The organism is Halomonas sp. IOP_31, assembly GCF_021151495.1.
Taxonomy (GTDB): domain Bacteria; phylum Pseudomonadota; class Gammaproteobacteria; order Pseudomonadales; family Halomonadaceae; genus Modicisalibacter; species Modicisalibacter zincidurans.
Genome location: NZ_JAIRBP010000014.1, coordinates 40,427 through 53,465 on the forward strand (window position 1 = coordinate 40,427; position 13,039 = coordinate 53,465).

The 13,039-nt window shown below is 63.9% G+C and carries 11 protein-coding genes; 8 read left to right on the forward strand and 3 right to left on the reverse strand.

The features are described from left to right. The first annotated feature begins 31 nt into the window (after positions 1–31). Entirely contained in the window at positions 32–1,195 is a 1,164-nt protein-coding gene (locus K7I12_RS09235; RefSeq protein WP_031385241.1) for a mandelate racemase/muconate lactonizing enzyme family protein, read from the forward strand. 126 nt (positions 1,196–1,321) lie between these two features. Here the strand turns inward: K7I12_RS09235 and K7I12_RS09240 are convergent, their stop codons facing one another. Beyond that, complete coding sequence (locus K7I12_RS09240) at positions 1,322–2,251, reverse strand: AEC family transporter (RefSeq protein ID WP_031385242.1); 930 nt, start codon at positions 2,249–2,251, stop codon at positions 1,322–1,324. A 236-nt stretch (positions 2,252–2,487) separates the two neighbouring features. On the opposite strand from K7I12_RS09240, the gene metF reads away from it, so the two are divergent. Then, complete coding sequence (metF, locus tag K7I12_RS09245; protein WP_231663989.1) at positions 2,488–3,327, forward strand: methylenetetrahydrofolate reductase [NAD(P)H]; 840 nt, start codon at positions 2,488–2,490, stop codon at positions 3,325–3,327. Positions 3,328–3,449: 122 nt separating this feature from the next. On the opposite strand, the gene K7I12_RS09250 is transcribed toward metF, so the two are convergent. Continuing rightward, positions 3,450–4,061: a superoxide dismutase gene (locus tag K7I12_RS09250; RefSeq protein WP_231663990.1), complete on the reverse strand. Its 612-nt coding sequence runs from the start codon at positions 4,059–4,061 to the stop codon at positions 3,450–3,452. A 466-nt stretch (positions 4,062–4,527) separates the two neighbouring features. On the opposite strand from K7I12_RS09250, the gene K7I12_RS09255 reads away from it, so the two are divergent. From K7I12_RS09255 to ilvN, 5 genes are all read left to right on the forward strand, one after another. After that, positions 4,528–5,526 (forward strand): TRAP transporter substrate-binding protein, encoded by a 999-nt coding sequence (locus tag K7I12_RS09255; protein WP_031385245.1) that lies wholly within the window; start codon positions 4,528–4,530, stop codon positions 5,524–5,526. Between the two features lie 70 nt (positions 5,527–5,596). Then, a complete protein-coding gene (locus tag K7I12_RS09260; protein ID WP_201448215.1) occupies positions 5,597–6,154 on the forward strand; it encodes a TRAP transporter small permease in 558 nt (185 codons plus the stop codon). Beyond that, complete coding sequence (locus K7I12_RS09265) at positions 6,151–7,533, forward strand: TRAP transporter large permease (protein WP_031385247.1); 1,383 nt, start codon at positions 6,151–6,153, stop codon at positions 7,531–7,533. The genes K7I12_RS09260 and K7I12_RS09265 overlap by 4 nt, the downstream gene beginning before the upstream one ends. Positions 7,534–8,116: 583 nt before the next feature. Next, the gene (locus K7I12_RS09270; RefSeq protein WP_031385248.1) at positions 8,117–9,841 is read left to right on the forward strand and encodes an acetolactate synthase 3 large subunit; all 1,725 of its coding nucleotides are present in this window, start codon (positions 8,117–8,119) and stop codon (positions 9,839–9,841) included. After that, a complete protein-coding gene (gene ilvN, locus K7I12_RS09275; RefSeq protein ID WP_031385249.1) occupies positions 9,841–10,332 on the forward strand; it encodes an acetolactate synthase small subunit in 492 nt (163 codons plus the stop codon). Before K7I12_RS09270 ends, ilvN begins: the two co-directional genes overlap by 1 nt. Before the next feature lie 109 nt (positions 10,333–10,441). Here the strand turns inward: ilvN and recN are convergent, their stop codons facing one another. After that, positions 10,442–12,115, reverse strand: a complete 1,674-nt coding sequence (gene recN, locus K7I12_RS09280) for a DNA repair protein RecN (protein ID WP_231663991.1) — start codon at positions 12,113–12,115, stop codon at positions 10,442–10,444. 188 nt (positions 12,116–12,303) lie between these two features. On the opposite strand from recN, the gene grpE reads away from it, so the two are divergent. Then, complete coding sequence (grpE, locus tag K7I12_RS09285) at positions 12,304–12,945, forward strand: nucleotide exchange factor GrpE (protein ID WP_231663992.1); 642 nt, start codon at positions 12,304–12,306, stop codon at positions 12,943–12,945. Positions 12,946–13,039 lie beyond the last annotated feature (94 nt).

Consider the following 13,039-nt stretch of genomic DNA (forward strand, 5'->3'; position numbering starts at 1 on the left):
AACAACATCGGCCTCAAGACAAGGAGCACGCATGCGAATTACCGACATCAAGGAAGCGCGGGTCTCGATCGCCTCCGATATCGCCAATGCCTACATTTCCTTCGCCAGGATGGATGTCTCGATCCTGGCGATCTACACCGACGCCAAGGTCGACGGCCGGCAGGTGGTGGGATACGGCTTCAACTCGAACGGGCGCTATGCCCAGAGCGGCCTGCTGCGTGAGCGCTTTTTGCCCCGCCTCGAGGAAGCCGATCCCGCCTCGCTGCTGGACGACAGCAGCCGCAACCTCGATCCGTTCAAGGTCTGGGCGACGGTGATGGCCAACGAGAAGCCGGGGGGCCATGGCGAGCGCTCGGTGGCGGTGGGGATCATCGACATGGCGATCTGGGACATCGTGGCCAAGGTCGAGAACCAGCCGTTGGCGCAGCTACTGGCCGGGCGCTTCGGCGACGGCGAGGCGGATCGTCGCGTTTCGGTCTATGCCGCCGGCGGCTACTACCATCCCGGCAAGGAGATTCGCGGCCTTCAGGAGGAGATGCGCGACTACCTGGACATGGGCTACCTGGCCACCAAGATGAAGATCGGCGGGGTACCGCTGGACGAGGACCTGCCCCGGGTCGAGGCGGCACTCGAGGTGGTGGGCGAGGCGTCGCGCCTGGCGGTGGACGCCAACGGACGTTTCGACCTTAAGACCACGCTGGGCTTCGCCGATGGCCTGGCCCCCTACGGGGTGCGCTGGTACGAGGAGGCCGGCGATCCGCTCGATTATGCCCTGCAGCGCCAGCTGTGCGAGCACTATGCCGGCCCGACCGCCACGGGCGAGAACCTGTTCTCCCACCAGGACGTGCGCAACCTGTTGCGTCATGGCGGCATGCGCCCCGATCGCGACATCCTGCAGATGGACCCGGTGCTTTCCTACGGGCTGGTCGAATACCTGCGGATGCTCGACGAACTGCGTATCCGCGGCTGGTCGACCCGCCAGTGCATTCCCCACGGGGGGCACCAGTTCGCCTTGAATATCGCCGCGGGCCTCAGGCTGGGCGGCAACGAGTCCTACCCGCGCGTCTTCGCGCCCTTCGGCGGCTTTGCCGATTCCACGCCGGTCGAGGACGGGCTCGTCGCCCTTCCAGACCGGCCGGGTATCGGCTTCGAAGACAAGGCCGAACTCATGAAAGTCTTCAATGCCCATCTTTGAGCGGGGCCCAATGACAAAGAATATCCAGCATGTGTCAGCACAAGATCGGCGTGATTCCCGGCGACCGTATCGGTATCGAGGTCATCGAGACGGGCAGGTAGGTGCTGCAGGCCCTGGCGGCCGCCTCTATTCCAGCCCGACCAGCACCAGCAGCGCGCCGAGGTAGGGCGGGATCAGCAGCGGCGCCGCCAGGGTCGTCAGCAGTACCGCGATGGCGCCTTTCTCGGGGCGAATGTTGAGCTCCATGGCGACCACCACCACGTTGGACGCCATCGGCACCACGCCGAGCAATAGCAGTGCCGTGGCGAGGGTGGCGTCGATGCCCACGCTGGCCTGAAGCAGTGCCACCGCGGCGACGCTGAGCAGCGGCCAGACGATATAGCGCAACGTCACGCAGGCGGCGATGAAGCGCGTATCGAATTCGCGCAGGGTCACTCGGCCGAGCGTCATGCCGATGATCATCATGCCCAGCACGGTGTAGCAGTACTTGAAGTAGTCGAGCCCGTCGAGCAGCGCCCCGGGCAGCGGTACATCGATCCTGCTGACCAGCAGCGCGGCGAGAAACGCATAGATCAACGGCAGCCGGGCGATGCGCGACAGGCTATGGCGCACCGAGAAGCGCCCACGGGCGCTCAGGTAGAAACCCACGGTGAACTCGAACAGGTTGATTCCCAGCAGGCAGAACAGGTACTGGGTCACCCCCTCCGGGGGCAGCAGCACCATCGCGATCGGCAGGCCGAAGTAGCCGGTATTGCCGGTGCCCGAGGAGAACGCCAGCAAGGCGCTCTCCTCGGCGGCAAAGAACGGCCGGGCCAGCCGCGCGACCAGCAGGGCGATGGCGCTCGATAGCAGGAACAGCGCGGCGCTGAGCAACAGGTCGTCGGCACCGGGATCGCCGAGCACCAGGGCACGAAAGAAGGTCAGCGGGGCGATGACGTAGACCAGCAGGGTGGCGATGGGGCGCGGATCGAGTGCCAGCCGGCGGGCGCACAGCCAGCCCAGAGCGACGAACGCCAGCAGCATCCATAGCGGTTGGTAGAGATCGGCGTAAGACATCGATGATTCCGCGGCAAAAGCGCCATCATGCCTGCTCGCCGCGCCGATTGGCAGCGCGCTGAACCGTCGCCCGAGCGCTTGCGCGCAAAAAGCAGCAACATGACTGCCATTGAAGTTGCGGCGCGAAACTTTCATTGGTCCGCTTCCGGCTTGGCGGGCACAATGCATTGCATCGAGTGGCCGCGCAGAGCGGCCCGCCATGCCATTACGCCGCCAGCGCTGGACAAGGGTTGACAATGAGCACACGTGAGTATCCGCTGGGCATCAGCTTCGAATTCTTTCCCCCCAACACCGACGCCGGCCGGGAAAAACTCTTGCTGGCCCGCGATGCCCTGGCCGAGCGCCGACCGCGCTTCTTCTCGGTGACCTATGGCGCCGGTGGCTCGACTCAGGCGCGTACCCACAACACGGTCAGGCAGGTCCGTGAATGCGGCATCACCACCGCGCCGCACCTGTCATGCATCGGCAGCGAGAAGGCGCAGATGCGCGAGTTGCTGAACCACTATCGTGACGACGGCATCGACAGTCTGGTGGCGTTGCGCGGCGACCTGCCGTCGGGCATGGGCGGCATCGGCGAGTTGCGCTATGCCAACGAGCTGGTCGAATTCATCCGCGCCGAGACCGGCGATCATTTCGAGATCGCCGTGGCTGCCTATCCCGAGGCGCATCCCCAGGCGCCGAGCTTCGAACACGACCTGCAGAATTTCGTGCGCAAGGTGCAGGCCGGCGCCGACCTGGCGATCAGCCAGTACTTCTTCAGCGCCGACGCGTACTTCCATTTCGTCGAGCGGGCCCGCGCGCTGGGCGTCGAGGCGCCGATCGTGCCCGGCATCATGCCGATCACCAACTACACCAAGCTGGCGCGTTTCTCGGATGCCTGCGGCGCCGACATTCCGCGCTGGATACGCAAGCAGCTCGAAGCCTACGGCGACGACAGCGAGAGCATCCGGGCGTTCGGCGAGGAGGTGGTGTCGAAGCTGTGTCAGCGTCTGCTCGATGGCGGTGCGCCGGGATTGCATTTCTACACCCTCAACCAGTCGGCGGCGAGCTTGCGCATTCTCGACAATCTGGCCTGATCGGCTCGCGCCCTCGGTGAGGAACACCAGCAAAAAGCCCTACCGCATGCGGTAGGGCTTTTTTGAAGTTCGCCTCTTGTGCAATGGGTCCAGGAGGCGTCATCGATCCTTCAGGCGATCGCTCAGGCCTTGGCCGCCTGGTAGAGCTCGTTGGCATACTCCCAGTTGACCACACGCCACCAGTTGTCGACGTAGTCGGGGCGCTTGTTCAGGTAGGTCAGATAGTAGGCATGCTCCCAGACGTCCAGGCCCAGTACCGGTTTGCCCTGGACACTGGCGACATTCATCAGGGTGTTGTCCTGGTTGGCGGTCGAGGTGATTTCCAGCTCGCCGTCGGGCTTGACCACCAGCCAGGCCCAGCCGGAACCGAACTGGCCGGTCGCGGCGCCCAGGAAGGCCTTCTTGAACTCGTCCAGCGAGCCGTACTTGGCGTTGATCGCTTCACCCAGCGCACCCTGCGGCTCGCCACCGCCGTTCGGCGACATCATCTTCCAGAACAGCGTGTGGTTGTAGAAACCGCCGGCATTGTTGCGCACCACCGGCTTGTGCTGGGAGATGTTGGCGAAGATCTGCTCGAGGGACTGGTTTTCCAGTTCGGTCCCCGAGATCGCATCGACGAACTTGTCGAAATAGGTCTTGTGGTGCTTGGTGTGGTGAACCCGCATGGTGGTTTCGTCGATGACCGGTTCCAGCGCGTCGTAGGCGTAGGGCAAGTCGGGAAACTCGTGTTGCATGATGCATCTCCTCCACTGTCGTTGCTTGATGGCGCATCCTGGCACCTTGGCTCGGATAATGCGATCGTCGTTACGGCGATGCCAAAAGAGACTGCCGCCCCGACCAATCCGTTGTAGATGTTTTGTCCTCAGTGTTGATGATAAGAATTCTGCTTTCAAACATAGATGGGATATCGGGGCGGCGACAGCGGAAATCAACTATGTGTGGATTTCCGCACGCCGGCTCGGCAAGTCTGTGTGGATATACGCACAGCGGGCTGGCCATGGGCGGCGGCGGTTATCTTCTGGATTTGGCAAATAATTGTTTAAATAATGCATTTATTTGTTGGCACAACTTTTGCTAAGGCGGCTATTGCTGACAAAGAGGCGACCGGTGCCATCGCAGGCGGCCAACCAGCGGCCGAGACAACAAGCCGGACGATCGCCAGAACTTTCACCGCCATAACATCCGCAAGGAACCAACAACATGCGTACGCTCACACTTGCTTCGCTCGCCTCACTGGCCGCCGGCATCATGCTGGCCGGGTCGGCCTTCGCCGCCGACCCGATCACCATCAAGTTCTCCCACGTGGTCGCCGAGAACACCCCCAAGGGCCAGATGGCCGAAAAGTTCAAAGAACTGGTCGAGAAAAGCTCGGTCGGCGATCAGGTCGAGGTGGAGATCTATCCCAATTCCCAACTCTACGGCGACGATCAGGTGCTCGAGGCCATGCTGCTGGGCGACGTCCAGCTCGCCGCGCCGGCGCTGTCCAAGTTCCAGAAGTATACCGACCAGCTCCAGGTCTTCGACCTGCCGTTTCTGTTCGAGGACATGGCCGCGGTGGAGCGCTTCCAGAACAGCGCGACCGGCAAGCAGTTGCTGACCTCGCTGCAGGACAAGGGCCTGGTTGGCTTGGGCTATCTGCACAATGGCATGAAGCAGCTGTCGGCTTCCGAGCCGCTGCGCGTGCCCGAGGACGCCGCCGGCAAGAAGTTTCGCATCATGACCTCCGACGTGCTCGATGCGCAGTTCGAGGCGGTCGATGCCGCGCCGCTCAAGAAGCCGTTCTCCGAGGTGTTCATCCTGTTGCAGACCGGGGCCATCGACGGCCAGGAGAACACCTATTCGAACATCTATTCGCAGAAGTTCTACGAGGTGCAGCCGTACATCACCGAGTCCAACCATGGGCTGCTCGACTATATGGTGGTGTCTTCCGCGCGTTTCTGGAACGGCCTGCCGGACGACGTGCGCCCGGTCGTCGAAGAGGCGCTGCAGAAGGCGATCGCTTATGGCAATGCCATCTCCGCCCAGGAGAACAAGGAGGCCAAGCAGGCGATTGTCGATTCCGGCAAGTCCGAGATCATCGAGCTGACCCCCGAGCAGCGTCAGCAGTGGGTCGACGCCATGAAACCGGTGTGGAAGGAATTCGCCGACGAGATCGGCCAGGATGTGATCGACGCCGCCCAGGCCGCCAACAAGGGTTGAGGCAGCGGCTTTTGCGAACGACGGCGAGCCTCCGGGCTCGCCGTCTTGGTGATCGAGCGAGGAAAAACCAATGATTGTGCGCTGGCTCAACAAGCTGGAAGAGACGGTCTTCTGTCTGCTGCTGGTCGCCATAGTGTTCCTGGTGTGCGTCGAAGTGTTCTATCGCTTCGTGCTCGCCGAGGGCATCAGCTGGGCGCAGGAGGGCTCGCTGTATCTCGCGGGCTGGTTCGTGCTGTTCGGGGTATCCTGGGGCGTCAAGCACGGCGTGCATATCGGCGTCGACGTGCTGGTCAAGAAACTGCCGAAACGCGGCCAGCGTATCGTCACGCTGATCGCCCTGGCCGTGTGCCTGGCCTATTGCGCCCTGATCCTGGTCGGCAGCTACGAGTATCTGTCACTGACCTACATGATCGGGATCGAGTTGCAGGACATCCCCATCCCTAAGTGGCAGGCCACGCTGATTCTGCCGATCGGCATGGCGTTGCTGGTCCTGCGCTTCGCCGAGCTGGGTTGGCGCGTGATCAAGGGCGAGGCCGATAGTTTCGGTTTCTCCGACGAGGGCCAGGAAAGCATGCATCTTGCCGAACAGCGCAATCCCGAAGACTACGACAAGGAGGGCCGCCCGTGACCATCGCGACCCTGTTCATTCTGCTGTTCCTCGGCATCTTCCTGGGCATGCCGATCGCCTTTGCGCTGGGTTTTTCCAGTGTGACGACAGTTCTGTTGTTCTCCGACGACTCGCTGGGCTCGATCGCCATCAAGCTGTTCGAGGCGGTGTCCGGTCAATATACGCTGCTGGCGATACCCTTCTTCATCCTGTCCAGCGCCTTTCTGTCGACCGGCGGGGTGGCGCGTCGCCTGATCAACTTCGCTACCGACAGCGTGGGGCATGTCAAGGGCGGGCTGGCGATGGCCTCGGTGATGGCCTGCATGCTGTTCGCCGCCGTTTCCGGGTCGTCGCCAGCCACCGTCGCCGCGATCGGCTCGATCACCATCGCCGGCATGGTGCGTCAGGGCTATCCGCAATCCTATGCCGCGGGGGCGATCGCCAACGCCGGTACGCTGGGCATCCTGATTCCCCCGTCGATCGTGATGCTGGTCTACTCGGCGGCCACCGAGGTCTCGGCGGCCAAGATGTTCATGGCCGGCCTGGTCCCCGGGCTGCTGATGGGCGGTATCCTGATGATCGCCATCTATATCTCGGCACGGATCATGAAGCTGCCGGCGCAGCCTTTCCCGGGATTCGGGCAGCTGTTCCGCTCGGGCGGCAAGGCCCTGGCCGGCCTGCTGCTGATCCTGTTGGTACTGGGCACGATCTATGGCGGTGTGGCCAGTCCCACCGAGGCGGCGGCGATTGCCGCGATCTATGCCTGGCTGGTGGCCGTGGTCGGCTACCGCGACATGGGGCCGCTCAAGGACGACCCGTGGAAACGCCCCGGCGAGAGCCTGGGGAGCGCTCTGGCGCGCAGTCTGTGGCAGGTGCCGCTGGCCATCGTGGGATCCTTTACCAACCGCGAGGTGCGCGGTGTGGTGTTGGATGGCGCCAAGGTGTCGATGATGTTGCTGTTCATCATCGCCAACGCCATGCTGTTTGCCCACGTGCTGACCACCGAGCGTATTCCGCATGCCATCGCCGAGGCGATCGTCTCCTGGGGGCTACCGGCATGGGGCTTTCTGATCATCATGAACCTGCTGCTGCTGGCGGCGGGCAACTTCATGGAACCCTCGGCGATCCTGCTGATCATGGCGCCGATCCTGTTCCCCATCGCCACGCAGTTGGGCATCGATCCGATCCATCTGGGCATCATCATGGTGGTCAACATGGAGATCGGCATGCTGACCCCGCCGGTGGGGCTCAACCTGTTCGTCACCGCGGGGATCACCGGGCGCTCGATCGGCTGGGTGATCAAGGCCTGCCTGCCGTGGCTGGGTCTGCTGCTCGGCTTTTTGATATTGATTACCTATGTGCCGGCGATCTCGCTGTGGCTGCCGAACCTGTTGTCCTGAAGTTATAGCCTGAAACGCAAAAGTTCCGCCCTGCACCGGCTGTGTCAAGCGTCAGCTCGACGGGCAAACCGCCCATCAGGCTTCCTGATGGGCGGTTTTCGTCATGGCACGCGCCGGCATCAATCATCACCTCACCGGCAAGCCCGAGTACGCCCTCTGGAGTGGGCTCATGATGACTCGCGGGCTTCAACTTTGGTCGCGCCCGGTGGCTGGCAACCCCTTGCGGCGCCTATCTCATCTCGGCTGACGGTTGACAGCCCCGTGGCGCTATTGGAATCTTGTCGGTTCCTGATTTATGGGCGTGGCATCGACGGGTGATCCCCGAGCGCTGCGTGACGGGTAGGCTGCAGGGCCTTTACCCGCCTTGAACGGATTTCCGGGCGCGGGCTAACCGCCTGGCCTGGCCCAACCCCCGACGCGGCGATCCGTCGCGATGAAGAGTGCAGGCCCCATCCGGGCCGAACAACGCCAGGGTTTGGCATCAGGTGCCGGCTTGACCGGCAGCGGCATACCGCCGCACTCGACTTTCGCGATCCATGCCGGGCCGCGAGACCGCACTCGAGACCTCCAGGGGAGAAACACAGTGGAACTGCTTTCCGGCGCCGATATGATCGCCCGCTTCCTTCAGGATGAGGGCGTCGAATATATCTATGGCTATCCGGGTGGCGCGGCGCTGCATATCTACGATGCGCTGTTCCGCCAGGATGCCGTCAAACACATCCTCGTGCGTCACGAACAGGGCGCGACCCACGCCGCCGACGGCTACGCGCGGGCCTCGGGCAAGCCGGGCACGGTGCTGGTCACCTCCGGCCCGGGGGCGACCAATGCCGTGACCGGGATCGCCACCGCCTACATGGACTCGATTCCGATGGTGGTGCTGTGCGGCCAGGTCGCCAGCCACCTGATCGGCGAGGACGCCTTCCAGGAGACCGACATCATCGGCGTGACCCGGCCGATCGTGAAGCACAGCTTCACGATCAAGCACCCGTCGGAGATCCCCACGGTGCTCAAGAAGGCCTATTACCTGGCCTCGTCCGGGCGCCCCGGGCCGGTGGTCATCGATATTCCCAAGGATATGACCGCGCCCACCGAGCGCTACGAATACGTCTATCCCAAGAAGGTCAAGCTGCGCTCCTACAACCCGGTGACACGCGGCCATGCCGGCCAGATCAAGAAAGCCGTGGAGATGATGCTCAAGGCGCGCCGCCCGGTATTCTATACCGGCGGCGGGGTGGTTACCGGGCGGGCCAGCGAGGCGTTGACCGACCTTGTACAGCGGCTGGGCTACCCGATCACCACTACCCTGATGGGGATCGGCGCCTACCCGCAGAGCGATCGTCAGTCGCTCGGCTGGCTGGGCATGCACGGCTCGTTCGAGTCGAACATGGCGATGCACCATGCCGATCTGATCGTTGCCGTCGGTGCACGCTTCGACGACCGGGTGACCAACAACACCTCGAAGTTCTGCCCCACCGCCAAGATCGTGCATGTGGATATCGACCCCAGTTCGATCTCCAAGACGGTGCGCGCCGACGTGCCGATCGTCGGTCCGGCGGGCAGCGTGATCAACGAGATGATCAGCCTGGTGCAGGGCCGCGAGCCGGCCAATCCCGAGGCGCTCGCGGAATGGTGGCAGAAGATCGACGGCTGGCGCGACGAGCGTCGCGGCAAGCTGTTCGACCCGGCCGCCTCGGGCGAGCCACTCAAGCCGCAGACGGTGATCGAGGCGATCTGTCGGGCGACCCGCGGCGAGGCCTTCGTGACCACCGACGTCGGCCAGCACCAGATGTTCGCCGCCCAGTACTACAAGTTCGACAAGCCCAACCGCTTCATTACTTCAGGCGGGCTCGGCACCATGGGCTTCGGTTTCCCGGCGGCGATGGGTATCAAGCAGAGCTACCCCGACGACGACGTGGTGTGCATCACCGGCGAGGGCAGCTTCCAGATGATGATGCAGGAGCTGTCGACCTGTAAGCAGTACGGGATCGGCGTCAAGATCGTCAATCTCAACAACGGGTCGCTGGGCATGGTGCGTCAGTGGCAGGATTTGAACTACAAGTCGCGTCATGCGCACTCCTACATGGAGTCGCTACCCGATTTCCAGCAGCTGATCGGTGCCTACGGCTTCACCGCGATCAAAGTGGAGCGTCAGGAGGATCTCGAGCCGGCGCTCGAGCGGGCCTTCGCCGACAAGGATGAACTGGTGTTCCTCGACATCTACGTCGACCCGCGCGAGCACGTCTATCCGATGCATGTGCCCTTGGGTTCCATGCGTGACATGCTGCTTTCGAAGACGGAGCGGACCTGATGCGCCATATCATCTCGATCCTGATGGAAAACGAACCCGGCGCCCTGTCACGCGTGGTGGGGCTGTTCTCGCAGCGCAACTTCAACATCGAGTCGCTGAACGTGGCGCCGACCGACGATGCCACCCTATCGCGGCTGACCGTGACCACGGTGGGCGACGATCGGGTGATCGAGCAGATCACCAAGCACCTCAACAAGCTGATCGACGTGGTCAAGCTGGTCGATCTGACCGAGGGCAACCACATCGAGCGCGAACTGATGCTGGTCAAGGTCAAGGCGCTGGGTGCGGCGCGCGACGAGGTCAAGCGCACCGCGGATATCTTCCGCGCGCAGGTCGTCGACGTGACGCCAAGCGTGTACACCGTGCAGATCACCGGCGATGCCGGCAAGCTCGACGCTTTTTTGCAGGCGATGGCGCCGATCGGCATCCTCGAGGTGGCGCGCACCGGGGTGTCGGGCATCTCCCGCGGCGACAAGGTGCTGAGCCTTTGAGCCCAGCCGCCGTCACGTCATTCAGGCCGCTCTTCGGAGCGGCTTTTTTTGTGGTGCGCCAGGCATGGCGCGCGATGGAAGCAAGACAAGCAAATCCAGGATCGTGAATCTAGTGGCGGGCTTGCTGACTGGCGTCGAGCATTTCGCGGGCGTGGGCGAGAGTGCGATCGGAGAGCTTGACGCCCCCCAGCATGCGCGCCAGTTCGCGAACCCGGCCGGCACTGTCGAGCAGCACCATCTGGGTCTGGGTGGTGTCTTCCTCGGCCTGCTTCTCGATATGCAGGTGATGATGCGCTTGGGCCGCGACCTGCGGCAGGTGGGTGACGGTCATCACCTGGCCGTTCTCGCCAAGGCGACGCAGCAACTGGCCGACGATTTCGGCGGTGGCCCCCGATACGCCGACATCCACCTCATCGAAGACCAGCGAGGGGATGGTGCTGTGACTGGCGGCGACCACCTGAATCGCCAGGCTGATGCGTGACAGCTCGCCCCCCGAGGCGACCTTGGTGAGCGGGCGCGGCGGCTGACCGGGATTGGCGCTGATCAGGAAATGCACCGTCTCCATGCCGTCGGGCTGCGGCGACACCCGGGTATCGACCTCGGCCTCGAAACGCGCCTTGCCCATCGCCAGAAAGCCCAACTGCGCCTGGACTTCCTCGGCGAAGGCCGTCGCCGCCTGGCGGCGGGCTTCGCCGATGGTGCGAGCCTGGGTGCGATAGTGCTCGCGCACCTCGGCCATGTCGGCGGTCAAGGCGTCCAGGTCGTGATCGCCGCCTTCCAGGGCGGCCAGCTCGTCGCGCAGACGGGCGTGCAGGGCAGTCAACTCATCAGGCATGGCGTGGTGCTTGCGAGCGATACGATGAACTTCGCCGAGACGCCCCTCGACATGCGCCAGGCGCTCGGGGTCGAGTTCGGTCTTATCGGCGAAGTGACGCAACTCGCGGGCGGCTTCCTCGATCTGGATGCGTGCCTCACCGAGCATGCCGCGGGCCTCGGCCAGTGCGCCACGCTCGGCGCCGGGCAGGACATCGAGGCGCGCCAGTGCCTGATGCAGCAGATGCAGGGCGCCGCCCTCGTCGTTTTCGCAGCAGTCGACGGCGAACTGGGTGTCGCTCAGCGTCTGTTCGGCGTGGGCGAGTTCTTCCTGGTCGCGCTCCAGGGTTTGCAGCTCATCTTCTGCCAACGCCAGCTGATCGAGTTCTTCGACCTGATAGCGCAACAGCTGGCGACGCGCCTGCAGTTCGTCGCTGGTGTCGGCCAGGCGCTTGAGCCGACGGCGCAGGGCCTGCCAGTGGCGATAGGTGGCGCCCAGTTCACCGACCGCGTCGGTCAGCCCGGCGAAGTCGTCAAGCAGACGACGATGCGTGTCCTCACGCAACAGCGCCTGATGGGCATGCTGGCCGTGGATCTCGATCAGGTGATCGCCGAGCGCCTTGAGATCGCCGATGGTGCAGGGCTGGCCGTTGATCCACGCCTTGGAGCGGCCGCTGGCGGTGACCACGCGACGCAGCAGGCAGTCTTCGCCGGGCAGCTCGCGCTCCTCGAGCCAGGCCTGCGCCTCGGGCAGGCGGGCGATATCGAAGCGCGCGCTGAGATCGGCGCGCTTGGCGCCGTGGCGCACGCTGCCGACGTCGGCGCGTTCGCCGAGGCACAGCCCCAGCGCATCGAGCAGGATCGACTTGCCCGCGCCGGTCTCGCCGGTGATGGCGGTCATGCCGGCGTGCAGGTCGAGATCGAGCGTGTCGACGATGGCGAAGTCGCGAATGGCGAGTTGTACCAGCATGGCCACCTCCGGATGGGGTTCGCCGCGTAGGTGAACGAGTCTGTGTGTTTATACAGTATCTTGCGAGGAAGCTGCAATCCTCGGCCGAGTGTCCCGCATGCCTTGAGATCGTCCGCGACATCCCCATATAGGTGAGCAAACCGACAATGCCGCGGCCAGCGTGCCGCGGTCGATTTCAGGAGAGCGACATGGCCAAAGATCCCCAGACGCCGCTGGATGAAGAACTCGAACGCGCCGAGCGGGACGCCGAACCTCAGCAGGAGCCGCTCGAGGGCCAGCTCGACGAAGCGGATGCCAGCGAGCTAGCCGTGGACGACGAGGCGGCTGTCGATGCCGAGGCCATGGCCGATCCCGAAGCCGATGTGCTGGCGGCCAAGGTCGAGGAACTCGAGCAGGCGCTCAGCGACGCCAAGGATCAGGCGCTGCGCGAGGCCGCCGAGGCGCAGAACGTGCGTCGGCGCGCCGAGCAGGATATCGACAAGGCGCGCAAGTTCGCGCTAGAAAAGTTCGTCAAGGAACTGCTGCCGGTGGTCGACAGCCTGGAGAAGGCCCTCGAGTCGATGGGCGAGGATGCCAGCGAAGTGCATCGCGAAGGGGTCTCGATGACCCTCAAGCTGCAACTCGACACGCTGGGCAAGTTCGGCGTCGAGGCGATCGAGCCGCAGGGCGAGCCGTTCGATCCGCAGTATCACGAAGCCATGGCCATGGTGCCCAACCCCGACGTCGAGCCGAACTCGGTCATCGACGTGATGCAGAAGGGGTATCTGCTCAACGGTCGCCTGGTGCGTCCGGCCATGGTGGTGGTCAGCCAGGCGGCGAACGGCGGATGAATCGCCGCTAGCCCTTGAAAGGCGCGGTCGAGCCCCCACATAGACGACAAAGACGCGGCATCGCTGCCGCACGGATTGGCAAGCAACGATTCTT